Genomic DNA, 23996 nt, shown 5'->3' with positions numbered 1-23996 from the left:
AATCCAACCTACAAGAGAAGATGCCTTAAAAGGGTTCGAACTCAGAGGAAAATGGAGAGAAGACTTTTTAAGAACGATAATCCAATCGTTTTGGAACTAGGATGTGGAAAAGGCGAATATTCTGTAGGACTCGCAAAAGCATTTCCTGAGAAAAACTTTATCGGAATCGATATCAAAGGCGCAAGATTCTGGTTCGGTGCTAAAGAAGCTGTAGAAAACAATATGAATAACGTTGCTTTCCTGAGAACCCAGATTGAACTTGTCGACTATTTTTTTGCTGAAAATGAAGTGGACGAAATCTGGATTACATTCCCTGATCCGCAGATCAAATTCAAAAGAACAAAACACAGATTAACTCATCCTGACTTTTTGAACCGATATAAAAAATTTCTGAAACCTGGTGGTATTATCCATCTGAAAACAGATTCAGAGTTTTTACATGGCTATACATTAGGGTATTTACAGGGAGCCGGCTATGAAATCATCAGTGCTCACCATGATATCTATGGAGCTCCGGAATATGATCCCAACACGGAACACCTGAGAGATATCAAAACTTATTATGAAGAACTTTTCTCAGCTAAAGGAAAAACTATTACTTATATCAAATTCCGGATAAGCTGATGAAATAAAAATAACGATTGATGAAAAAAGCTTTTAACCGTTTTATTCTTAATCTTCACATTTCTGTTCCCCAATCTGATATCTGCGCAGAAAAAAGGAAATAAAGACATCCTGAAAAGCACTGATATCAAAGAAATTGAAGAGTATATAAAGAATACTCATCCTGACGACCCGAAGAAAAGCGTACTGAAACCCAAACTCATCGCCTTAAAAAATGCGGAATGGACAAAAGGAGCCCGTACAGCCAAACCTATGGAAGCAAGGCCTGTTATCTCCGATATTCCTAAAAGCATCATGAGAAATCCTAATTCAGATGATGTTGAAGAGTTTAAAAAGCTTATCGCAGAAACTTCTGCTGAACATAAGGAAAAAACAGTGAAGCTTCTGAACGCAATGTTCAATGAAGATATTACACGCAAAGAGGCAATACTCTTATTTAAAAATAATTCAGATTGTAATATTGTATTGAGGGTTGAGGGAAAAGATTATTATAACCTTGCTGTTCCTGCTCACGGGGAAAATTTTATTGTGATCAATAAAGGTTCATACACGCTCAGCAGTAATATTTGTGATATAAAATACTTCTCCCAGAAAGATATTAAAAAGTATATTTGTGACGGTTGGCAGTCCGAAAACGGCAGAAACAGAAAACAGTACAACCGAAAAGAATGAAGTTCAGAAAGAGAAGCCAACAAACAAAAGAAAAATCAAAAAATAAAATAGTATGAAAAAGCTATTAGTTTTTGCCGGATTTTCAATAATCTTTGCCGGCTGTAATGTAAATTACGGCGGTTATCCGGGAAGAACCTCCTATCCTTACCCTACCGGTAGCCCAACAGGCAACAGAGCCAATACAGAACGAGAATATAATGAACTTATAAAGACCTACAAACCGGAAACAGCTGAAGTTCTTAATGATCTTCTTAACAATGATGACCCAAAGAATCCCCGTACCTCTATTTCAGTTGAAAACAAATCACCTTGCAATATGGTACTTACAGTAAGCGGAAATAACTTTTTCAAGAAAATCCCTATTGGTGCCGGAAAAATAGGATATACTATGGTTGCAAAAAATCAGAATTACAGATTATCAGGAGTCTTGTGTAACTCGACATACCAGTCTACAAAATTTATAACCACTTCTTATTCTATAAAGCTTTCAAACTAAATACAACCTGCAGGATTCTGCAGGTTTTATTTTTAATGGGGAGAGAGATAAACCAATACATCTAAAGTACCCTAAGACCGCTTATAGCTCCAATATAATATAGACAATAAAAAAACGCTGGACCTAAATCCAGCGTTTTTCCTATATTAAAGAAAATCTTCAATTATTCTGCATCGAAATCAGCATCTGTATCAGCAGATACTTTTTCTCCTTCTTCTTTAGACTTTTCTTTATCAGCTTTTCTTTGAGACTGACCTTCTTTGATAGATTCAGAAACTACGCTAAGGATCATATCAATAGACTTGGAAGCATCATCGTTTCCTGGGATAACGAAGTCAACTTTTCTTGGGTCAGAGTTTGTATCAACAATACCGAAAACTGGAATACCTAGTTTCTTAGCTTCAGTTACCGCGATGTGCTCTCTTAAGATATCAACTACAAATACAGCAGATGGAAGTCTAACCATGTCAGCGATAGAACCTAAGTTCTTCTCTAGGTTAGCTCTTTGTCTGTCAACCTGTAATCTTTCTTTTTTAGATAAAGTTTCGAATGTACCGTCTTTTTTCATTTTGTCGATAGCATTCATCTTCTTTACAGCCTTTCTGATAGTAACGAAGTTCGTTAGCATACCACCTGGCCATCTTTCTGTAATATAAGGCATATTAAGTTCAGAAGCGTGTTTTGCAACTACTTCTTTCGCCTGCTTCTTAGTAGCTACGAAAAGAACTTTTTTACCTGCAGAAGTTAATTTTTCTAAAGCGTTGCAAGCTTCATCCAATTTAACCGCTGTTTTATGTAAGTCTACAATGTGAATACCGTTTTTCTCCATAAAAATGTATGGAGCCATATTTGGGTTCCACTTTCTGGTCATGTGACCGAAGTGTACGCCAGCCTCTAAAAGGTCTTTTACATTTGCTTTTGCCATGTTTTCTGTTTTTGTTAGTTTACTTTCCGTCTTTTAAACAATCAACAACTTCTTTAGATGGGAGAAGCGTTTGGATGCTAAACGTAACGGGCAATTTTGCTTTAAGCTTCAGGCAGTAAGCCATAGGCTTTGAAGCGAATTAAAAATTTTAATAAGTTGTTCAAAAAGCTTATTGCATATTGCTTTAAGCTTACCGCAATTCTTAACGTTTTGAGAATTGGAATCTCTTTCTTGCTTTTTTCTGACCTGGCTTCTTTCTTTCCACCATTCTTGCGTCTCTTGTAAGTAAACCAGCTGGCTTCAATGCTAATCTGAACTCAGCGTTGATTTCGCATAAAGCTCTTGAAATACCTAATCTGATAGCTTCTGCCTGACCTGTATTTCCACCACCGAATACGTTTACGGTAACGTCATACTGACCAACAGTCTCAGAAAGGATGAACGGTTGGTTTAATTTGTAAACCATTACATCTGTAGAGAAATATTCTTTAGCGTCTTTACCGTTTACTGTAATAACACCAGAACCTGGTTTTACATAAACTCTAGCTACAGAAGTTTTTCTTCTTCCGATTTTGTGAACTATAGACATAATTAATTATTTAAATTCGTTAACATTAATTGTTTTAGGCTGTTGAGCTTCATGTTTGTGCTCAGTTCCTTCATATAAGTAAAGGTTCTTAAGGATAGCAGCTCCCAGTCTGTTTTTAGGTAACATCCCTTTTACAGACTTCTCCAATACCTTTAAAGAATCTTTCTTCTGAAGTTCAGCCGCAGTCATAGACTTCTGTCCACCAGGATATCCTGTATGCCAGATATAAGTCTTATCAGCCCACTTGTTTCCGGAAAGTGTAATTTTCCCAGCATTCAAAACGATTACGTTATCACCACAATCTACGTGAGGTGTATAGTTCGTTTTGTGCTTACCTCTCAAAATCTTTGCAACCGTAGAAGCTAATCTACCTAACGGCTGTCCTTCAGCGTCTACCACAACCCATTCTTTATTAGCAGTAGCTTTGTTCGCTGAAACAGTTTTGTAACTTAATGTATTCACACGTTTTAGTTAAAGATTAAACATAATTTACCCCTAAAAGGGTGTGCAAAGGTACAAATTATTTTTGTAACCCAAAAACATATTTTATTTAATCTATATATTATTCGTTATATAGCCCAGTATCAATAGATTTTAACACTATTTATAGTTTTGGCATAAATCTTGCGAACTGTAGGCCGATGAAAAAACACTTTCGAAGATTCTGAAAACACCAATGAAACAGTAAAGAGTTTATTCCCTCAACTCTTTCTTTTATTAAATTTACTTTAACGTTCCTCTTAAAATACATCAATATCATTATATTTTCACCGAAATAATTATATTTGTGGCAATCATATTCCATAATTCATGAGCCACGGAAAACTAAGAGATGATAAAACCTGTCTTAACTGCGGACATCAGGTTGAAGAAAGGTTTTGCCCCCACTGTGGGCAGGAAAACGTTGAGAGCAGACAGCCTTTTCATTTTCTTTTTACTCATTTCATAGAGGATTTCACCCATTATGACGGACAGTTCTGGAAAACCATACAGTATCTTTTTACCCGTCCCGGCAGACTTACCAAAGAATATCTGGAAGGGAAAAGACAATTATATGTAGCACCTGTAAAGCTATATATTTTCATAAGTTTCATCACATTCTTTCTTCCCAATATCATACCTCATGCCAAAGAGGAGGCTGAAAGACCCAGCCATATTAAAACGGAAGCAAAAGCAAAAAGGCAGAAAGAGATCTCTAAAGACGTTGTAAAAGATTTGCAGAAAGAAGGACTGTTATCTCATGAAACGGCTGCTACAGCACAAAAAACACTGGATACTTTAAAGATAAAAGACGGGCAGGAAAAAGATGAGATTTTTGACAGCACATTCGATACCAATGAAGCATCCGTTATGAAGGCCTACACGATGAAGCAGTATGATTCCATCCGTGCTAAAGATAATACGGGAATCTATACATTGATGCGCCCCATTGCGAATAAAGTGTTTGATTTAAAGGAAGAAGGATACAGTAAACATCAAATCTGGGAAAAATATAAGGAAAACTTTATTCATACTATTCCCAAAGCACTTTTTGTGTACCTGCCGATATTTGCATTCTTTTTGTGGCTGTTCCATAATAAGAAAAAATGGTGGTATTTTGATCACGGGATTTTCACCCTTCATTATTTTTCCTTTCTCTTACTGGGAGTGCTGATGTTTATCGTAGGAGAAAAAATCACCAGCTTCCTGCCGGACAATAATATACTTACCTTACTATATGTTCTGGCATGTCTGGCACTGGGTACCTATATGACAATCTATTTCTTTGTAGCGCACCACAGGGTATATGAAACCAAAAAAGAATAAGTATACTGAAAGGCTCCTTATTATTTATTGTTAATTATATCGGATTGCTTCTGATGTTCCTGGTGCTGATGTATCTGAGCTTTATTATGCTGCACTAGTTTCTAAGGGATTTATTACCTCTGAAACTTGCAAATAAATAATAGGCAACGAAAACTGTTGAAAACTTCAGAATAGAAGGGATTGCCTGTTCAAGCGTAAAAATCAAAGTTCCTAAAAGAACCAGAAGTCCCATAGCCACAAATGAAAGGCCTAATTTCTTTGGCAGTGTAAAATCAGGAGTATCCAGATAATAAGCAATTCCCCATGCTGAGCCAAAGGCAAAGGCATAATAAATGTCCAGTCCAATGTTTTCAGAACTTAAAAAGAAATAATTGATAAGGAAACTTACTACGGTCCCCAGGGCGAAATACATCAAAGCTTTTTGCATGTCTGTAGAAATATTCTGCAAAAGTAGAGAATTTAAACGGGCTATGGAATCGTTGTAAATATTTTAATGAATGAATTAAAAGCAGGCTTTATAACCTGATAAAACAAAATCCGGTTAACTTCATTATAGTATATTAAATAAATAGTACCCAAAAGGTAATTAACAACGAATACTGCAAACCATCAATTTGGAGTATAATCAAAACTAAAATTTCTTCCACCATTGGAAGATATGATTTGGAAGAGAATCAAAACCAAAATAACAGACATGAAAAAAATCCCTCAAAAAACAGTAAAAATTACGCACTTTAAAGAAAATAATGTTGAAGTGAATGTAATAATAAGTGCCAATACACAATTTGGCGACCCGCATTTTATCCTTAACGGAAAGAGAATAGATGATAACAATTCAAATGATGATAAATTTTCTTTTACCATTCCAAAAGCAGATTTAGCATCAGACAATTTACTTTTCGCTACTTCTTTCAATATTAATATGCAGGTGAACCATCTGCAGATCTTAATCAATACATGCAGGATAAAGTTTGAATTCCCTCAGATTCCCTCCAAAAATTTTCATTTCAATCCTTTTGAAGGTAAAACAACCGATGATCTATCCGGTAAATTTATCTATGGTGTTTATAAATACATAAAAGTTGAGCTATGAAAAAGACATTATTACTAGCAGCGCTGGTGTCTAATATGGCATTATTGTTTGCTCAGAACAAAGAGATCAACGCAGAGTTAAACAAACTGGAACTCTCCAATGCACCAAGTGTAATGCTTCTCGGCTTGGCAAGTTCTGATCTGGAGACCCCGAAATCAAAAAAGGCTTTTATGACCAGTATTGTCAATTCATTCAGTGAAAATGATGGTCTTCCCAATGCCTATGCTGTAGAACTTACTCCTACCCATTTATTTACGCTGACGGAAATGGATGCTTTAAAGTATGCCGGCATTAAAAGCATTAAAAAACCAGATAACAGCTATGAGTATAAAAATAACATTTTAAGTGAGGCAAAAAACGTTTCTGTCTCATTTGCTTTTCTGAGAAATTATAAAATTGAAGATCTTGACACGGAAAACCCTTCGGTATCTTTTTCTTTACGAACCACAGTATTTAAAATAAGAAATAAAAAATATAGAAGCTATTACCACTTCAAATGATAACATTTCAAAGCAATTAAACGATATCCAGGCAGTGTTTGAAAAATCAAAGGAGTATAATGATATAGAAGCATCCAATGCCAGCCCGGATGAAAAAAATGAAATGAAAGCAAAAGCACTAGAAAAGTTTGTCCCGGATTATTACAAGACTGAAACCGAAAATTATAAAAAGTATCTTGACGAAAAACCTGCTTTTCAATTAGATATTGCTTCTGCCTACAGTACTTTCTTTTTAGATAATCAGTTCAAAAATAATCAGTTTGGAAAACTAGGATTCTGGATGACCATGAGTTCCGGGATCAATCTGCAAAGAACAAAAACTCCAAAGAAAAAAGAAGATCAAAATAATGAAAAATCAAAAGTAATCATCAAAGAAGCCTTCACCACAGACGCCTCAAAAATTGAGAAAAGATTAAACTTCTATGCCGTCGCAAGATACCTGCAGGATAAGACGGTTTATGATGCAGCCAGCGGATTCAGCAGAACTGACAATTATGATGTCGGCGGGAAAATAGAGCTTGTATACAACAGGTTCTCTATTGGATATGAGTTCATCTACAGAAGCAGTGATCTGGATGACACTTATCGTTCCAACGGAATCATCAACTATAAAGTATCTGACAGTGTGTACATCAATGCTGCATTTGGAAAAAATTATGGCGACAAGAATAATCTCATTACATTTTTAGGATTAAACTGGGGACTGGACAGCAAAAGAAAAACACTTTTTTCAGAAAAATAAAACCATAAAGATCCTCCAGAAGAAGATCAGGCATCGGATTAAGACATGAAGAAATAGCGGCAGATTTTTTATCTGCCGCTATTTATACTTTAAAATCCGGACGCAACCTCCATCAAAGTCCGTCAGACTAAAACAGCAATTAATATAAACATTTAGAAACCAAACAATTAACTATAAAATACAGATTTTCATTTTATTACTATATTTGAGAACTTAGAAACTGTCTAGAATTTTTATGGAAACCCAAAAATATACTCCAACCAACAAGGTAAGAATCGTAACTGCTGCTTCATTATTTGATGGGCATGATGCTGCGATCAATATTATGCGTCGTGTTATACAGGGAACAGGATGCGAAGTGATCCACTTAGGACACGATAAATCTGCAGAGGAAGTTGTAAATACAGCGATCCAGGAAGATGCCAATGCCATTGCATTAACTTCATATCAGGGAGGTCACAATGAATATTTCAAATACATTTACGACCTGTTGAGAGAGAAGAACTCACCTCAGATCAAGATTTTTGGCGGCGGCGGCGGTGTAATCCTTCCGGAAGAGATCAAAGATCTTATGTCTTACGGAATCGACAGAATTTATTCTCCGGACGACGGCCGTGAGCTTGGTCTTCAGGGAATGATTGATGATCTGGTACAAAGATCAGATTTTGCTACAGGAAAAGATGTTACGGCAAAAGATCTTGATGATATCAGCTTTGAAAACCCTTCCAGCATTGCGCAGATCATTTCTGCGGTTGAAAACTTTTCAGAAGAGAAACCTGAGCTGGTAAAAGCCATCGATGAGAAATCCAAAGATTTAACCATTCCGATCATTGGTATCACAGGTACAGGAGGAGCAGGTAAATCTTCTTTAACAGACGAATTGGTAAGACGCTTCTTACGTTCAAATACCGATAAAAAAATAGCCATTATCTCTATTGACCCTTCGAAAAAGAAAACGGGAGGTGCTCTTTTGGGAGACAGAATCCGTATGAATGCGATCAATGATCCAAGAGTTTATATGCGTTCCATGGCAACAAGAGAAAATAACGTTTCTGTTTCTCCGTTTATTCATTCTGCACTGAATGTATTGAAACTGGCTCATCCGGACGTTATTATCCTTGAAACTTCAGGGATCGGACAGTCCGGTTCAGAAGTTTCAGATTTTGCTGATGTTTCCATGTATGTAATGACTCCTGAATACGGAGCTTCCACACAGCTGGAAAAAATCGATATGTTAGATTATGCAGATCTTGTCGCATTAAATAAATCTGACAAGCGTGGTGCATTGGATGCTCTTCAGGCAGTAAGAAAACAATTCCAGAGAAACCACCTTTTATGGGAAAGCCAGCTGGAAGATATGCCGGTTTATGCAACAAAAGCATCCCAGTTTAATGATCATGGTACTACTGAATTATACAACAGATTAGTTTCAAAAGTAAACGAAAAGTTTTCTGATCTACACTTAAATACTTTTGTAGAGCAGGAAATCACAGATGAAGTAACCATTATCCCTCCGAAAAGAGTCCGTTACCTTTCTGAAATTGTTGAAAACAACAAACAATATGATGCCAATGTTGAAAAGCAGGCTGAGCTTGCCAGAAAAATGTATCATATTGAAGGAGTAAAAAATATAATTTCCAATGAAGCTTTGGATGCCGAATACCAAAAGCAGAAAAAGAGCTTCAGCAGGAGAACATCGATTTCCTTAAAACATGGGATGATACGAAAAAAGCCTTCCATGCCGAGTTCTATTCTTATTTTGTGAGAGGAAAAGAAATTAAAGTTGAAACCTCAACTGAATCTTTATCTCATTTAAGAATTCCAAAAATAGCATTACCAAAATACAATGACTGGGGCGATCTGATCAGATGGAAAGGACAGGAAAACCTTCCGGGAAGTTTCCCTTATACGGCAGGAATTTATCCGTTCAAGAGAACCGGTGAAGATCCGACAAGGATGTTTGCAGGAGAAGGAGGTCCTGAGAGAACCAACAGAAGATTCCACTATGTTTCCGCAGAAATGCCTGCAAAACGTTTGTCTACAGCATTTGACTCTGTAACATTGTATGGTCAGGATCCTGCTTTACCACCGGATATTTATGGTAAGATCGGAAATGCGGGAGTTTCTATCGCGACGCTGGATGATGCTAAAAGCTGTATTCCGGTTTTGACCTTGTGAATGCACTGACCTCCGTTTCAATGACAATTAACGGTCCTGCACCGATGCTGCTGGCTTTCTTCATGAATGCAGCCATCGACCAGAATGTTGAAAAATATATCAAAGAAAACGGTTTAGAAGCTAAAGTAGAGGCTAAACTTAAAGAAAAATTTGATGATAAAGGTTTGGAAAGACCAAAATACAATGGTGAACTTCCTCCATCCAATAATGGTTTAGGACTGCAGCTTTTAGGATTAACAGGTGATGAAGTAATTCCTGCAGAAGTATATGCAGAAATTAAAGCCAAAACAATTGCCACCGTTCGCGGTACTGTTCAGGCAGATATCTTAAAAGAAGACCAGGCTCAGAATACGTGTATCTTCTCTACGGAATTTGCCCTGAGATTAATGGGTGATGTTCAGGAATATTTCATCAGAGAAAAAGTAAGAAACTTCTACTCTGTTTCCATTTCAGGATATCATATTGCTGAAGCAGGAGCCAATCCCGTTTCCCAGCTGGCATTTACCCTGGCTAACGGATTCACCTATGTGGAATATTACTTAAGCCGCGGAATGGACATCAATGATTTTGCACCCAACTTATCTTTCTTCTTCTCCAACGGTATCGACCCTGAGTATTCAGTAATCGGCCGTGTGGCAAGAAGAATCTGGGCAAAAGCAATGAAATTAAAATACGGAGCTGATGAAAGAAGCCAGATGTTGAAATACCACATCCAGACTTCCGGACGTTCTCTGCACGCTCAGGAAATTGATTTCAATGATATCAGAACAACCCTTCAGGCATTATATGCCATCTACGATAACTGTAATTCACTGCACACCAATGCTTATGACGAAGCCATTACCACACCTACTGAGCAGTCTGTAAGAAGAGCGATGGCAATCCAGCTGATCATCAATAAAGAGTTAGGTTTAGCTAAAAATGAAAACCCGCTTCAGGGATCATTCATCATTGAAGAATTAACGGATCTTGTAGAGGAAGCAGTATATGCAGAATTTGACAGAATTACGGAAAGAGGAGGTGTTCTCGGAGCAATGGAAACGATGTATCAGCGTTCAAAAATCCAGGAAGAATCTATGCATTACGAATGGCTGAAGCATACCGGTGAATATCCGATCATCGGAGTAAATACCTTCTTAGGAAAAGATGGTTCACCAACGGTTTTACCGGGAGAAGTTATCCGTTCTACAGAAGAGGAAAAACAGGCACAGATTGAATCTCTTCATAACTTCCAGAAAGCCAACGAAAACAAGTCTGAGGAAGCCTTAAGAAAACTTCAGCACGCAGCCATCAACCAGCAGAACTTATTTGAAGTGATGATGGATGCTGTGAAATACTGTTCTTTAGGACAGATCACCAATGCTTTATTTGAAGTGGGCGGTAAGTACAGAAGAAATATGTAAACCTTAATGGACATACATTTTTTATAAATCAAACCTCAAAGTAATTCTTTGAGGTTTTTATTTTGATAATCAACAGAATTACCCATCATTCATTTCACCTGTTTCCAAATCAATTCTTCAAATCAAAAATAATCCATTGAATCTCCTTATTTTTGGGAGATCTTTATTTACAATGAAACCAAAAGCTTTATTCAACTGGAGCAGCGGAAAAGATTCTGCTCTTGCCCTTTACAAAATATTACAGGAGGATCAATATGAGATCAGCACTCTACTTACCAGTATTAATCAGGAGTTCCAAAGGATTTCCATGCATGGAGTACCTATTTCTCTTTTAGAAAAGCAAGCTGAAAGCCTGGGAATTTCATTAATTAAAATGGAACTTCCTAAAGAACCATCTATGGAAGAATATCAGCAAATCATGAGTACAACGATGGCTAAGATCCAGGCTCAAGGAGTTACCCATTCCATTTTCGGGGATATTTTCCTGGAGGACCTGAGAAAATTCAGAGAAGACCAATTAAATGCGGTCGGTATGAAAGCCATATTCCCACTTTGGAAAAAAGATACATCCGACCTCATCCATGAATTTTTAGACCTTGGTTTTAAAACGATTGTAACGTGTGTGAACGGATCTTACCTTGATCAAAGTTTTGCAGGCCGGATTATTGATGAGAAGTTTATTGATGATCTTCCTGAAAATGTAGATCCGTGCGGAGAAAACGGAGAATTTCACACCTTTACTTTTGACGGTCCTGTTTTCAGAAAGCCGATCCGGTTTGAAATCGGAGAAACGGTAAAGAAAACCTATCCTAAACCCAAAACAACTCCTGAAGAGGAAGACGGGGAATATACCTTCTGGTTCTGTGATCTTTTAGCAAAATAAGCCTGTGGATTATTATTCACAGGCTTTTCAAGATGTTATCTTAATGAAGCGAAAATTTCGTTCATAATTTCAAATACGGTATGAATATCCTTTTCACTGGTCATCCAGTTAACAAAAGCTGCTCTTATTCCCTTATGATTATTGTAAAAAGTTGGAGTCATGAAGACTTTTCCTGTATCATTGACCTTTTCCAGAAATAAATCAACCTCATTCTGCTTTGCTTCATCTTTTAATGTAAAGCAAACGGTATTCAATCTTACCGGAGCGAGCAGTTTAAAATCATTACTGTTTTCAATCAGGCTTCCAAATTTTTCAGCCCAGGATATATTATCATCTACAATCTCCTGATATCCTTTTTTACCATAAGCCATGAGAGAAAACCAGGCCGGCAATGCCTTCAGCCTTCTTGAATTTTCAGGAAGGAAATTTAAATAATTGAAATTATCCAAAGGGTCTCCGAGATAAGGAGCATTGGAGTTCTGAAAAGTTTCAATCTGCAGGATTTTATATTGTTCTTTAATCAGAAATACAGCACTTTCATAAGGTACATTCATCCATTTGTGACAGTCTACTGTAATACTGTCTGCAAATTCCCAGTTCTCTACAAGATGCCTGTGTGTTGCTGAGCAGGCTGCAAAGCCGCCAAAAGCTGCATCAATATGCCACCAGAAATTGTATTTTTCTTTTAGCCTGCTGATTGCCTTAAAGTCATCAAAATCTACTGTATTCACCGTTCCTCCGCTGGAAATTAAGATAAATGGCTCTCCGTTCAGTTTCAGGATATTTTCCTCAAGATCCTGTAGGCAGATGGCTTCACTGTTTCCTCCTGAATTTTAATCTGAATCATGTTATTGCTCCCCAACCCTAATAACGAAAGTGACTTAATGGAAGAGGAGTGAGGAGTGGCACCCAGCACTTTTATTTTCTCAGAAACTCCTTCTCTGGCAATATCTTTTCCAAGTGCTTTCCCAAGCCATTGACGGGCAACAGCAAGACAGGTAAAATTGGACATGGTAGCACCCGTTACAAAGCCTCCCAAAAGCTTTCCGGGAGCTGAAGAAGCTCCTGCAAAAGCCGTATTGCTTCCACTTCTATGACTCCTGAAATATCACCCTGACCTTTCATAGTTTGGGTATTCTGATCATAAATAGTCGTAAGCCAGTCTCCCGCAACTGATGCCGGAGTAGCGCCGCCGGTTACAAATCCCCAGTATCTTGGCCCGGAAGAAGCTACCATTACCGGTTCAAATTTTTGATTGAAAATCCTCAGAGCCCCTTCTGTTCCATGTCCAGCATCAGGCAGTGCATGTTTTTCTAATGTATGATTGGTTACAGATGTAGGTCTTTCTTCAATAGAGTTCAGGTATTCTATTCCCTGTTCTTTGACAATATTCAGCAGATGGTGTACGTTTACTGAATCATTTTTCAAATGTTCATTCATAATTTTGTGACAAATATTATTCAAAAATATTAAAAGGGAACCATAAAATGATAAAGAGCCGGTATAAAAACCCTTTCTAGCACGCAATTTGCATCCTATAATGCCCTTTTGGATATTTTAGTATCTTTAAGAATACAATCATCATTTAAAAATACAACACCTGTGATCAAAAATTTAATATTCCTGCCCCTTTTCTGTTTTTTATTTTCCTGTACCACTGAAACTCCAAAAGCCACTCCCGTTGATAAAAAAGCAATTATAGACTCTACCATCTCAGCTTTTCAGAAAACACTTTTGGAACAACAGATTGATTCTGCTTTCAAAAAGTATCACTTCAATGGAAGCATTGCCGTTTTCAAGGATTCTTTACCTCTTTACAGAAGAGAAAACGGTTATTCGGATTTTAAAAGAAAAACAAAAATTGACAGCAATACTATTTTTGCCATAGGCTCTGTAAGCAAGCAATTCACTGCCGTTTTAATTTTACTGCAGATGGAACAGGGAAAACTGAACGTAACCGATAAAGTTTCAAAATATCTGAAGGAATTTCAGACCAAAGAATATCAGAATGTAACGATTCATCAATTGTTAAACCACACCTCAGGGTTAAATATCATGGGCGGAAAGCTGATGTTTAAGAGCGGATCAGATTTCTTCTACTCAAACGACGGCTTCAATACTCTTGGAAAAATTGTGGAAAAGGTTTCCGGGAAATCATATGATGAGAATGTTCAGGAACTTTTCAAAAAGGCAGGAATGGCACATTCTTCCACTGGAGATATTTTTAAAGGAAATAATTTTGCAAGTGCCTATATGGGGACACCCGGCAAATTTCAGGAAGTTCCCAACATGCCGAAAAGATTGGGAGGAAAGGAAATCGGGACTCCGGCCGGCGGAATATTGTCTACCATTCAGGATCTTCATGCATGGAACAATGCTCTGTATGGCGGAAAAATATTAAAAACGGAAACACTGAAACTTTTTATGGCCAAAAGTGCGGAAAGACATCATGCCATCTTTGGAAAAATGGGTTATGCCTATGGAATTATGCTGAATATCGGCCAGCCCAATTCTTATTTCCACAGTGGTTATGTAAAAGGTTCACCTTCTCTGAATATCTATTATCCGGACACCAAAACCTCTGTTATAATTTTGTCTAATATTGCTGATGAAGAAAGAGGAAAAGGAGTAATTTTCAGACCTCACATTGAAGTAAAAAAGATCACTGATCATCTTGAAAATACGCTTACACAACTGAGATCGAAACAATAATATCTGTGGTCAATTTGCTTATACTGACTTTAGAAATTCCTGCATTTTTACCAGATTCTTTTTGTGCTCAATAAAGTTAAGTACAGAAAAGCTAAGAGCAATCTGCAATATTAATGGGAGGATTAATGTAATCATAGCCGTTAAAATATCATTATAATTTTGTTCACGGATAAACTGATAAGCATAATGCCCGCTCTTTATTGCCACCTGTGTCATAGAACTGGCGCATACAACCATTAATCCAAGATTCTGCTGATACATTGTATAAAGACATTTTCCTTTGTATTTAAAGTTAGCTTTAATGTATTTCCATATTTCATAATTAAAAATCCAGATCAATACTGTTATCAATACAAATGATCCATTAAGAAGCCTGAAAAACAATGTATATTCCTCTTGGTCTCCTGCTATAAATAGTAACAATACATTAATTCCTGAAGCCAGTAATCCTACCATTAAAGATTTTTTGAAAAGTAAGTTGTATTTCTCGTGAATAATTCTTTTCGCAATCAAAGGAATTTTAGCCGGATAAAATAACAGATAATCCACCATCTTAAACTCGCCATTCCAGGATTCTTTCACTCTTAGAAAAGCTTCTTCAAAACTGACATTTTCATTGAACTGAATATCCGAAACCTGGCTAACCATATGATCTCTGATTTCTACCAGAATATCCAATGAAAGCTCCTGGGCTACCAGATAATCTGTAATCTTATTTTCCTGTGCTTCAGTAATCATATATTGAATATTGTCTGTAAATTGAATAAATAACTTTTCATCTCAGTTTCCTGTTCCGCCTGTTGTTTTTTCCCTTTTTCAGTCAGCAGGTAATATTTCCGGTCTCTTCCATTGATTTTCTGGATTTCGGAAGTGATCATTCCATCACTTTCCAGCTTATGCAATAACGGATAGAGTGCACCTTCAGTCATTTCAAGCTCACCCAGAGTAAGCTCTTTCGCTCTTTGGGTAATCTGATATCCGTACATTTTAACTTCTTTGTAAGAAGCTTCAAAATAATATTCTGAAGAGTACCTTTGTAAAGACTATTCTTTTTCATGGAACGGTTTATATACATTACAAACTTATGCATAATTTTCTTATGTATATGATTTTACTATAGAAAATTTTAATTTTCCTTATGAAAAAAATGTACTTCATAGCAATCTATCCTCCACAAGAGATTATTGAAGAAGTAAAAAACTTTAAAAGGGATCTGGCCCTTCATTATGACAATTCCAAAGCACTGCAGAATGAGGCCCATATTACTCTTCTCCCACCTTTTTCAAGAGAACTTGAACTGGAAGGTGATATTCACACAGCTTTCCAGAAAATCAATACAGAAATGGGTCCTTTTGAAATTGAACTGGATAGATTCGGGAGCTTTCCCAATCCTAAAATCCCGTACTTTATATTCATCCAAAGGAAAATGTACATTTAACAGAACTTTACCATAAGGTAAAAGAACATTTTAATTTTGGTCAATATTCTTTTAATCCACATATGACTGTCGGATACAGAAATTTAACCTGGGAGAATTATCTCAAAGCGTGGGAAAAATATAAAACAAAGGAATATAAAACGAAATTCTTAGTTGATAAAATATTACTTTTACGTCATGATGGAAGATGGGTTCCTATTGCAGAAAAGGGACTGGAAAAATAAAACCGGCTGCAAGAGCCGGTTTTTATAATTATTCTTTTATGACTTTCTGGGAAATGATAAGGTTTTTATTTTCTTTTACATTCAGCAGATAAGTCCCTGCAGGATAGTTTTTAATATCAACCCATATTACAGAATCTTTCAGTTCAAATCCGGATGGAATCAGTTTTCCGGAAGCATCATACACTTCAACATTCACATTTTTTGCAAATTCCTGTTTTCCTTTAATGAAAAATTCTCCGTCTGTAGGATTCGGATAGATACTGAATCGTCTCTCTTCTGCTTTCACTTCTGAAAGTTTTAGAGTTGATTTGCTCAGCGTCCAGGAAACATTGGTAACGTGAAGTGTGCTGTGGTTATCTACTTTCAAAAGCGGATTGTTATCCACTACAGAGAATGTTAAGGTATTATTTCCGCTATTAAGCTGTCCCGGAGTAATCGTAACACTGTTTCCTGTCGTTCCCAGTGTTGTTCCGTTTAAACTCCAGGTATTCACAAGAGTATTTGGAATAGGAAGAATTTCGTTGACCGTAAAAGTAACATTGGAAGCAGCATCAACAGTCGCATTATTTGCGGGTGTATAGGAGTCTACAGGAGAAACCAGAGTATGAATTCTTTCAATAATTGCCTCCTTACATACGGAACAGAACTGCTGGTTAAGGTATCTCATCTCACAGCTCTGATGTGGGCGGAACCATGTTGGGCTTTCTGCATGAGCGTATACTCCTACTCCATTCAATCCAACCCAATTTTTCCATTTAATCGTTGCAGGATTAGAATTCTGTGTTTTATTCGGAGACTCCAGTGAACCCGAGAACCAATATTCGTCGGCCAGTTTTCCAAAAGAATGCCCCAGCTCATGTACAACAATTTCATTGGAAGAACCGTTTAATGAAGCAAAAGCATAAGTACCTCCGCAACCTCCGTATTCTGTAGAATTACCCAACACATAGGTTATGTCGTAATCAGGGATATTAGCGGCCAGAACCTGTCCTACTTTGTTTGTTGTATTACTGTATATACATCTGTGAACTCCGACATCGAAGGTAGAACCCAGATAATTACCAGGATTGGTTACAGGAATTACAGGCTCTGTAACATCTGTTGCTGTTCCCGGATGTTTTACCCCGGATTCTGTAGAAATTACTTTTACTGCATAGGCATTAAAGTAATTCTTATATTCTGTATAGGGACTTTTTGTAAAAAGATAATTGACGGTATTTTGAGCTGATGTGGTAAAAGCAGACTGCTGTGCCGAGGTAAACCCGTCTCCTAACACTGCAATAACAATTCTTTTACTGTTATCTCCGTTCTGTAAAAGGGGAACGGTCTCAAATGTCTGGGCAAAACAGCTGCCGCCTATCAAAAGGGATAATAAAATTTTTTCATAATTATAGTTTTTGGGTGAATATTAGTTGTACACCATCATCAGTTGCCTTTTCAATTTTTACGGACTGAACATTTTCAGAATAAGAAAACCGGGTACTGAATTCTGTATTCTGAAGAGAAGCTTTATGTCTGGAAATCCCTTCTTTTTCATACACTTCCAATTCCGGGTTAAAAGGATCCTTTACAAGCTGTTTTCCCGATTCTTTACCATCAGGACCTGTAAGTGTGATGATGAGATCGCCTTGACGGACATTATCCCTTTCAAAAGAAGGCATATATTTTAATCTTCCTTCTGTAATTTTTGTGCTCTGGAGAGTAATTTTGTATTGCCCGACTGATCTTTACCAGCCTTGAAAAACAAGTAAATAATCCGGTCGCTCTTTGCTGTCACTTTTTCTGAATGTTTCTTTTGGGCTAAATTATTTTCTTTCTGAAAGCTGCATAACAGAAATACAGGAACAATAAGTACATTAAATACATTTTTCATGATTATTTTTCTTTAAAGTTACTAAACTTTAAGAATAAAAATCGTTGAAGATACTTTTTTATACTACAACATAGAAAGTCTTATCTTTGAAGCAATGATTTCAGAGAAAATAATTTTAGGGATTGACCCGGGAACAACTGTAATGGGATTTGGTATCATCTCCGTAAAAAAGGAAAATGGAGCTGGTTTCTATTCATGAACTGATCTAAAAAAATACCCCAATCACGAAACCAAGCTTAAATATATTTTTGAAAGGACACTGTCTCTTATTGATGAGTTTCATCCTGATGAAGTGGCCCTTGAGGCTCCTTTTACGGAAAAAACGTACAAGTATGCTGAAGCTGGGGCGCGCCCAGGGAGTTGCCATGGCAGCCAGTCTTTACAGGAATATCCCGATTACAGAATATTCTCCAAAGAAAATCAAAATGGCCATTACCGGAAACGGAAATGCCAGTAAGGAACAGGTAGCAGGAATGTTGCAGAATCTTCTTAAATTAAAAGAGTTTCCTACCAAATATTTAGATGCTTCTGATGGTCTTGCGGTTGCAGTATGCCATCATTTCAATTCCGGAACCATTACGGATACCAAATCATATTCCGGATGGGAAAGTTTTTTAAAACAGAATCCTGACAGATTGAAGTAATGCTTATTATTTCACAAATCTTTTAAAGAAAATTTAATCCTCTCAAAGACAGTATTTTATACAAACACATATAATTACTTGGTAAAACATAATACTATCTTTTACATTGGTATGATTTTTAGTACTACCTTTGTATAAATTTTCAGGTATGAAAACAAACCAACAAACTATAAATCAAGGGACTCATAAAATAAATTGGTTCCAAAAATTTCTGATGGTATGTTCAGGCGGGAACATCCATATCTTAAGAAAGACTCCAAGCGAATGGAATAAATTTTCCGGAATTGGGGGATTGTGCTTTTTACTGCAGTGTTCGCCACATTATCTGCAGGTTATGCCATGTATACGGTATTTGACAATATTTGGGCAGCCGTAGGATTTGGAATTCTGTGGGGATTGATGATCTTTAATCTTGACCGTTATATTGTTTCTTCCATTAAAAAAACCGGAACGTGGTGGAATCAGATTCTGATGGCCATTCCGCGTCTTATACTTGCTACATTTCTGGGAATTATCATTTCAAAGCCGCTGGAACTTAAAATTTTTGAAAAGAAGTAAACAAACAGCTGAACACCATTATACAAAGAAATAAAAAACAGCTTCAGGGAGAAATGAACGGGAGAATTCTTCAGCAAAGCGGCCCTTTTGAGACAGAAAAACAACAGATCTCAGGAAAAATAGCTCAGTATCAGAAGGCTTATGATTCTGCTTCTGTAGAACTTGAAAAGGAAATCCTGGGAAAGCAGTCCGGGTTAACCAGCGGAAAAGAAGGTTATGGCCCCAATGCCAAGCGTAAGCAGGAATTGAAAGAGCAACGCAGACAGGATCTTGAGAACTTCCAAAAACAGTCAGCTCCACGACTGGAATATTTAGACAAGGAAATTTCCAAAGTATACACCAATCTGGAAACAGAAAGAAAATCTACAGAAACTTTTGAAGATAAGTTCAACGGATTTGCAGCCAGACTTCAGGCATTAGATGAGCTTGGTAAAAATTCTGCTATTATAGGACTTGCTGCCGCCTTTATCATGGGGCTATTTATATGTCTTGAGATTTCTCCGGTTCTGGTAAAGTTAATTTCTCATATTGGACCTTATGACTATCTTTTAGAAAAAACAGAAAATGATTTCAGACTGTATTCCAAGGAAAAATTGAAAAAGGAAATGCACTGACAGATTTCAGAATTGAGGATTTTAAAGATAACTTGAAAAATCAGTAGAGTACATTAGCACTATTTGTTAGAGAAAAATCTATAATAATATCACTTTCAATAAATAAAATCTAACCTTTTACTTTATAGTGAAAGGTTTTTCTTTTATTTAAGTATTTTATGCGAAATATTTTCTAATTTTATATTACTTAAAATCCTTGTTATCATGAAAAACTTACTTTTGCATGTACGCTGCTGATATGCAGTGCATTTGCTCCTGCCCTAAAAGCTCAGGCATCAGAACCATTTTTAGGGCAAATAGCCTTTGTACCTTATAATTTTGCTCCAAAATACTGGGCAGAATGTAATGGGCAGCTCCTGCCCATCGCTCAGAATCAAGCACTTTTTCATTGTTAGGAACCACTTATGGAGGGAACGGAACTACCACATTTGCCCTACCTGATATGAGAGGAAGGGTACTTGTTCATAACGGACAGGCTCCGGGAGGACCTACTACCTATACAATGGGACAGACCGGCGGAACTGAAAGTGTAACCTTACTGATAACACAAATGCCGGCTCACAATCATACTGTAAATGCTGTAACGGCGGAAGGAAATCAAAGTACCCCTACCAATAATTTACCTGCTGATACAAAAGGTCTTGATAAAGAATATTCTGATACGGCTGCTAACACTACGATGAAAAGTACGATGGTAGGAAATACAGGAGGAAACCAGCCCCATGAGAACAGACCTCCTTTTATTACCCTGAAATGTATCATTGCATTGGCCGGAGTCTATCCATCACAAAATTAATTCCTATGAAAATTCTTTACTTATTATGTCTGATAACCGGAAGCACAGCTTTTGCTCAGACTATAACTTTTAAAGGATGCATTAATTTATTTGATGATCAAACTTTTATTTTAATAAAACCGGAGTTGACACAAATAACAAAAGCATCTATGTTACCACTCCTGTAGACGGAGAACCCTGCAGCGGCCTAGGCACCTGTGAATTTAAAATACAATGGAATAATACTTACAAGATGGGAGTTTCTTGCTGATGAGGGATATGGTACATTTACAAATCCTAAACTCATCTATTATAATTCAACAGGAAATAATACAGTTTCTTTTCCTCCTGGCAACAATATTGGTACCTGGATTGAGAATACAGCATTTACGACTGGGCTTTGTAATGGAAATCTTACCACAGCAAATTCTACAATGACGGGTGATGTGCAGACTACAACGCTAGGAACATCAGAATTTACGAAAAATAAAATTCAGGTATTCCCTAACCCTGTAACAGATTTTATCAGTATTTCCGGTATTGATAACGGTATGTCTGTCCAGATTTATAATATGGATGGGCGTCTTGTAAAATCAGATATTTTTGATTCCAGAATTGATGTTTCGCAGCTTGTGCCTGGCGGCTATATATTAAAAATAAATACCAGAAATTTTCAGACTTATCAATTTAAATTTTTGAAAAATAAGCTGTTTTTACACATAATTAAAGCTTCCGGTATTTCCGGAGGCTTTTTATTTTCAGGATAAGGAATATTTTTTGCATGGATCATACTATGCCATCAAGTGTTGTCAACCATTTCATTTATTTCCCTGAGACTGAAATATTGAGAATTATATATCAGTCAGGAGCGGTTTATGACTATCTGAAGGTCTCCGCAGATATTGTTGAAAAGTTCGGAAAGGCAAGATCTAAAGGGCAGTTCCTGAACAAAGTTATCAAGCCCAGATTTAAATATGTTAAAATTGAATAAAAAATGTCCCCATAAGAATGGAGACATTTATATTATTGTAAGTGATAATCAGCTTATTTAATAATCAATTTAGAAGATTTAGAATCTTTTCCATTAGAAACCTGAATCATATAAACTCCTTTTTCTAACTGCTGATCAACTTTGAAAACACCATTTCCTTCTTCAGTTACAGATGGAGCTGATATCAGTCTTCCTGACATATCAGAAATAGAAACTTTTAGGTTCTTACCATTTTTAGCTTTAATGAAGATTTTATCTCCGGTTGCAACCGGGTTAGGATAAATAGTTAAATCTCCGTTATCTGCTTTTACTTCGCTTGTTCCTAAGTTGGTCACAAATTTCACTGTATAGTCTTCAACCTGACCATACATTAATTGTCCACAAGGAGTCATATTAGGGTTCTCATCATCTACAAGAACTCTCATTCTTAGCGGAGTGTTAAGCACCACTGAAGCAGGAGCCGTAATGGTAGTACTGTAAGTACCGATAGCTGTAACCGGATCTGCCACAATATTATCTGCTGAAGCAACCAATTCAGAAGCTTCAAAAGTACCGTTATTATTATAATCGATCCACACTCTTACTTCATTATTTGAATCCGTTACATTTACCTGAAGAGTATGAGTTCCAGTTGCAGAAAGCTCAGTTGATGTAGCTTTTAAACAGCTTGATCCTGTATAGTCTTCATAAAAAACGGTAGAACCCTGCCAATATCCGGTTGTGGCATTATTAATATTTCCCAATTTTACAAGAGTTGGCCCTACAAAATAATTACTTGATGCATTTAATATACCACTTGGATTACAGGTTGCGGCAATAGGTGTACCAATGGAAGCAGCAGTTGAAGGAGCAGTTGCCCCTAATGAAGTACTCAGAGAGCCTCTCATTAAAAAGAAGTAAAGAGCAGCTCTGTCATGTTGTCCATTTGTAAATTTAAATGCCGTTGGATTGGTATAATTCATCATGTTATACTGTACTCCCTGATAATTTGATCCTGTACAATAATTCATGTCACTGTTGGTAGGGGCAGGAAAATCATTCAGTAAACTTCTTGATCTTTCTGTATCACAAACCTGGTCGTCAGCTGTAGCACAATTATTGGTAGCTGCCGGGCAGTAAGTTGTAGAAGTTGTTCCTTGTGGCGGTTGAGCATTAGCATTACCAAATGTATGAAGCAGTCCCATACTATGTCCAAATTCGTGAGCAAGCGTAATATCGTCCTGTAGTGTAACCACAAAAGATTTCATGAAGGACTCGTAGTTAGCATCAGCATTTTGAGGCAGCCCGGCCCAGCCCATAATTCCGTATTGTCCTCCACCATCTACTTTATTCATGATGTAGATATTAAAGTAAGAAGCCTCAGGCCAGTGCGGAGCAATTGTTTTTACCTCATCTGTAGTAACACCATTTGTACCACTACGCTTTACTCCATACGTATCATATCCCGTAAGAGTCCCACCGTTATATCTGACAATCCCCGTAGTGGCATTACAGTTCGGGTCTCTTTTAGCCAATACCAACTTAATCGGCATTGTAGCAGCAGTACCAAAATCAGCAGGAATTCCCTGCGCCCATTGATAAGTACCTGCATACATTTGATTACAACGATCAAGCCAAGCCTGAATTTGTGCATCCGTTTTATTGTAAGCTGTTCCGAGAGCAGAACCTGTAGGTACTATCACGTGTACTACTACAGGAATTTCATAAACTCCATTTACAATTTTATATGCGTTTCCATTTTTAGCAGCGGTATTCTGATTACTGCTAATAATTTTGTTACGGATATTGCGAATCATTTCATCAATTTCCTCATTTTGTTTTTGGTGTACTCTCTGTTCATTATCAAAATCACACCACTCTTTTTTGCTGTGCAGATAATGAAAGGGATAGTAACAATGCCCCACAAAGGATAGTTTTCTTCATTTCAATATTTTAAAAAAATTAAACAAGTTGCAAATTTATTAATACTAAATGTAAATCAGTAATATTACTCACTAAAAAAAAGGTTAATAATTTAAAATTTATTACAGTTAGTAGAAAAAAGTTAAATATTGTTACATTTTAAATAAAAAATAAAATTAACACAGTCACAAACAGCAGTTATTTTATTTAAATTATAATCAAAAAATAGTCAAAGAAATAAATAAATCAACAATACAACAAAACCGAAATGTGAAAACAAAACACTGAAAATCAAATCATTATAAAATAGTCACAAAATAAAAAAACCGCACAATAAGTGCGGTTTTTTTATTT

25 protein-coding genes and 5 pseudogenes are annotated in these 23996 nt (G+C 36.7%); 17 read left to right on the top strand and 13 right to left on the bottom strand.

Going from position 1 to position 23996, the window contains the following annotated elements; genetic code table 11:
- The first annotated feature begins 51 nt into the window (after positions 1-51).
- The 3 genes from trmB (at position 52) to OWR28_RS04315 (ending at position 1792) form a co-directional block, all read left to right on the top strand.
- Positions 52-624 carry a tRNA (guanosine(46)-N7)-methyltransferase TrmB gene (trmB, locus tag OWR28_RS04325; protein ID WP_332385626.1) on the top strand — a complete coding sequence of 191 codons (573 nt, stop codon included), beginning with the start codon at positions 52-54 and terminating at the stop codon, positions 622-624.
- 252 nt (positions 625-876) lie between these two features.
- Positions 877-1296 (top strand): DUF6759 domain-containing protein, encoded by a 420-nt coding sequence (locus tag OWR28_RS04320; RefSeq protein WP_332385625.1) that lies wholly within the window; start codon positions 877-879, stop codon positions 1294-1296.
- Between the two features lie 52 nt (positions 1297-1348).
- Positions 1349-1792, top strand: a complete 444-nt coding sequence (locus OWR28_RS04315) for a DUF6759 domain-containing protein (RefSeq protein ID WP_332385624.1) — start codon at positions 1349-1351, stop codon at positions 1790-1792.
- A gap of 163 nt (positions 1793-1955) precedes the next feature.
- Here OWR28_RS04315 and rpsB read toward each other — a convergent pair whose 3' ends face one another.
- The 3 genes from rpsB to rplM all read right to left on the bottom strand — a co-directional run bounded on the left by rpsB (position 1956) and on the right by rplM (position 3768).
- Entirely contained in the window at positions 1956-2717 is a 762-nt protein-coding gene (rpsB, locus tag OWR28_RS04310; RefSeq protein ID WP_002976219.1) for a 30S ribosomal protein S2, read from the bottom strand.
- 202 nt (positions 2718-2919) lie between these two features.
- Positions 2920-3306, bottom strand: coding sequence for a 30S ribosomal protein S9 (rpsI, locus tag OWR28_RS04305; RefSeq protein WP_002976218.1), 387 nt, complete (start codon positions 3304-3306; stop codon positions 2920-2922).
- 6 nt (positions 3307-3312) lie between these two features.
- A complete protein-coding gene (gene rplM, locus OWR28_RS04300; RefSeq protein ID WP_002976217.1) occupies positions 3313-3768 on the bottom strand; it encodes a 50S ribosomal protein L13 in 456 nt (151 codons plus the stop codon).
- A 348-nt stretch (positions 3769-4116) separates the two neighbouring features.
- Between rplM and OWR28_RS04295 the strand changes: the two genes are divergently transcribed.
- Positions 4117-5112 carry a DUF3667 domain-containing protein gene (locus OWR28_RS04295; protein ID WP_332385623.1) on the top strand — a complete coding sequence of 332 codons (996 nt, stop codon included), beginning with the start codon at positions 4117-4119 and terminating at the stop codon, positions 5110-5112.
- Positions 5113-5206: 94 nt separating this feature from the next.
- Here the strand turns inward: OWR28_RS04295 and OWR28_RS04290 are convergent, their stop codons facing one another.
- A complete protein-coding gene (locus OWR28_RS04290; RefSeq protein WP_332385823.1) occupies positions 5207-5539 on the bottom strand; it encodes a hypothetical protein in 333 nt (110 codons plus the stop codon).
- Positions 5540-5806: 267 nt separating this feature from the next.
- Between OWR28_RS04290 and OWR28_RS04285 the strand changes: the two genes are divergently transcribed.
- From OWR28_RS04285 to OWR28_RS04265, 5 genes and pseudogenes are all read left to right on the top strand, one after another.
- Positions 5807-6205 carry a hypothetical protein gene (locus OWR28_RS04285; protein ID WP_332385622.1) on the top strand — a complete coding sequence of 133 codons (399 nt, stop codon included), beginning with the start codon at positions 5807-5809 and terminating at the stop codon, positions 6203-6205.
- Complete coding sequence (locus OWR28_RS04280) at positions 6202-6705, top strand: hypothetical protein (protein WP_332385621.1); 504 nt, start codon at positions 6202-6204, stop codon at positions 6703-6705. Before OWR28_RS04285 ends, OWR28_RS04280 begins: the two co-directional genes overlap by 4 nt.
- A 34-nt stretch (positions 6706-6739) precedes the next feature.
- Positions 6740-7447: a hypothetical protein gene (locus OWR28_RS04275; RefSeq protein WP_332385620.1), complete on the top strand. Its 708-nt coding sequence runs from the start codon at positions 6740-6742 to the stop codon at positions 7445-7447.
- Between the two features lie 235 nt (positions 7448-7682).
- Positions 7683-11028: pseudogene (locus OWR28_RS04270) on the top strand (methylmalonyl-CoA mutase family protein).
- 172 nt (positions 11029-11200) lie between these two features.
- Positions 11201-11911: a Dph6-related ATP pyrophosphatase gene (locus OWR28_RS04265; RefSeq protein WP_332385619.1), complete on the top strand. Its 711-nt coding sequence runs from the start codon at positions 11201-11203 to the stop codon at positions 11909-11911.
- A gap of 35 nt (positions 11912-11946) precedes the next feature.
- Here the strand turns inward: OWR28_RS04265 and OWR28_RS04260 are convergent, their stop codons facing one another.
- Genes OWR28_RS04260 through OWR28_RS04250 form a run of 3 tightly spaced genes read right to left on the bottom strand, consistent with a single transcriptional unit; the run spans position 11947 to position 13339 of the window.
- Positions 11947-12660, bottom strand: a complete 714-nt coding sequence (locus OWR28_RS04260; RefSeq protein WP_332385822.1) for a pyridoxal-dependent decarboxylase — start codon at positions 12658-12660, stop codon at positions 11947-11949.
- A gap of 26 nt (positions 12661-12686) precedes the next feature.
- The gene (locus tag OWR28_RS04255) at positions 12687-12950 is read right to left on the bottom strand and encodes a hypothetical protein (protein ID WP_332385618.1); all 264 of its coding nucleotides are present in this window, start codon (positions 12948-12950) and stop codon (positions 12687-12689) included.
- Entirely contained in the window at positions 12935-13339 is a 405-nt protein-coding gene (locus OWR28_RS04250; RefSeq protein ID WP_332385617.1) for a hypothetical protein, read from the bottom strand. Before OWR28_RS04250 ends, OWR28_RS04255 begins: the two co-directional genes overlap by 16 nt.
- A gap of 174 nt (positions 13340-13513) precedes the next feature.
- On the opposite strand from OWR28_RS04250, the gene OWR28_RS04245 reads away from it, so the two are divergent.
- On the top strand, positions 13514-14623 hold the full coding sequence (locus OWR28_RS04245) for a serine hydrolase domain-containing protein (RefSeq protein ID WP_332385616.1): 1110 nt from the start codon (positions 13514-13516) through the stop codon (positions 14621-14623).
- 18 nt (positions 14624-14641) lie between these two features.
- Here the strand turns inward: OWR28_RS04245 and OWR28_RS04240 are convergent, their stop codons facing one another.
- Both OWR28_RS04240 and OWR28_RS04235 read right to left on the bottom strand, forming a co-directional pair.
- A complete protein-coding gene (locus OWR28_RS04240) occupies positions 14642-15361 on the bottom strand; it encodes a hypothetical protein (protein WP_332385615.1) in 720 nt (239 codons plus the stop codon).
- Positions 15358-15680: pseudogene (locus OWR28_RS04235) on the bottom strand (PadR family transcriptional regulator). Before OWR28_RS04235 ends, OWR28_RS04240 begins: the two are co-directional and overlap by 4 nt.
- Before the next feature lie 90 nt (positions 15681-15770).
- On the opposite strand from OWR28_RS04235, the gene OWR28_RS04230 reads away from it, so the two are divergent.
- Positions 15771-16061, top strand: coding sequence for a 2'-5' RNA ligase family protein (locus OWR28_RS04230; RefSeq protein WP_332385614.1), 291 nt, complete (start codon positions 15771-15773; stop codon positions 16059-16061).
- Positions 16034-16285: a 2'-5' RNA ligase family protein gene (locus tag OWR28_RS04225; protein ID WP_332385821.1), complete on the top strand. Its 252-nt coding sequence runs from the start codon at positions 16034-16036 to the stop codon at positions 16283-16285. Before OWR28_RS04230 ends, OWR28_RS04225 begins: the two co-directional genes overlap by 28 nt.
- 28 nt (positions 16286-16313) lie before the next feature.
- On the opposite strand, the gene OWR28_RS04220 is transcribed toward OWR28_RS04225, so the two are convergent.
- Genes OWR28_RS04220 through OWR28_RS04210 form a run of 3 tightly spaced genes read right to left on the bottom strand, consistent with a single transcriptional unit; the run spans position 16314 to position 18158 of the window.
- Positions 16314-17648 (bottom strand): M64 family metallopeptidase, encoded by a 1335-nt coding sequence (locus OWR28_RS04220; protein ID WP_332385613.1) that lies wholly within the window; start codon positions 17646-17648, stop codon positions 16314-16316.
- 25 nt (positions 17649-17673) lie between these two features.
- Positions 17674-17946, bottom strand: coding sequence for a hypothetical protein (locus OWR28_RS04215; RefSeq protein ID WP_332385612.1), 273 nt, complete (start codon positions 17944-17946; stop codon positions 17674-17676).
- A 5-nt stretch (positions 17947-17951) separates the two neighbouring features.
- The gene (locus tag OWR28_RS04210; protein WP_332385611.1) at positions 17952-18158 is read right to left on the bottom strand and encodes a hypothetical protein; all 207 of its coding nucleotides are present in this window, start codon (positions 18156-18158) and stop codon (positions 17952-17954) included.
- Between the two features lie 94 nt (positions 18159-18252).
- On the opposite strand from OWR28_RS04210, the pseudogene ruvC reads away from it, so the two are divergent.
- The 5 genes and pseudogenes from ruvC to OWR28_RS04175 all read left to right on the top strand — a co-directional run bounded on the left by ruvC (position 18253) and on the right by OWR28_RS04175 (position 21740).
- Positions 18253-18802, top strand: a pseudogene (gene ruvC, locus OWR28_RS04205) (crossover junction endodeoxyribonuclease RuvC).
- A gap of 148 nt (positions 18803-18950) precedes the next feature.
- Positions 18951-20021 (top strand): annotated as a pseudogene (locus OWR28_RS26790) (DUF4407 domain-containing protein).
- A 183-nt stretch (positions 20022-20204) separates the two neighbouring features.
- Positions 20205-20770, top strand: a pseudogene (locus OWR28_RS04185) (phage tail protein).
- Between the two features lie 197 nt (positions 20771-20967).
- On the top strand, positions 20968-21516 hold the full coding sequence (locus OWR28_RS04180; RefSeq protein WP_332385607.1) for a T9SS type A sorting domain-containing protein: 549 nt from the start codon (positions 20968-20970) through the stop codon (positions 21514-21516).
- Positions 21517-21530: 14 nt separating this feature from the next.
- On the top strand, positions 21531-21740 hold the full coding sequence (locus tag OWR28_RS04175) for a KTSC domain-containing protein (RefSeq protein ID WP_332385606.1): 210 nt from the start codon (positions 21531-21533) through the stop codon (positions 21738-21740).
- 53 nt (positions 21741-21793) lie between these two features.
- On the opposite strand, the gene OWR28_RS04170 is transcribed toward OWR28_RS04175, so the two are convergent.
- Complete coding sequence (locus OWR28_RS04170) at positions 21794-23644, bottom strand: GEVED domain-containing protein (protein WP_332385605.1); 1851 nt, start codon at positions 23642-23644, stop codon at positions 21794-21796.
- Positions 23645-23996 lie beyond the last annotated feature (352 nt).

The sequence above is a fragment of the Chryseobacterium sp. 1B4 genome (genome assembly GCF_036631475.1).
Lineage (GTDB): Bacteria > Bacteroidota > Bacteroidia > Flavobacteriales > Weeksellaceae > Chryseobacterium.
The sequence above is the reverse complement of the archived record's forward strand: the minus strand, read 5'-3'. Positions and strand labels throughout refer to the sequence as shown.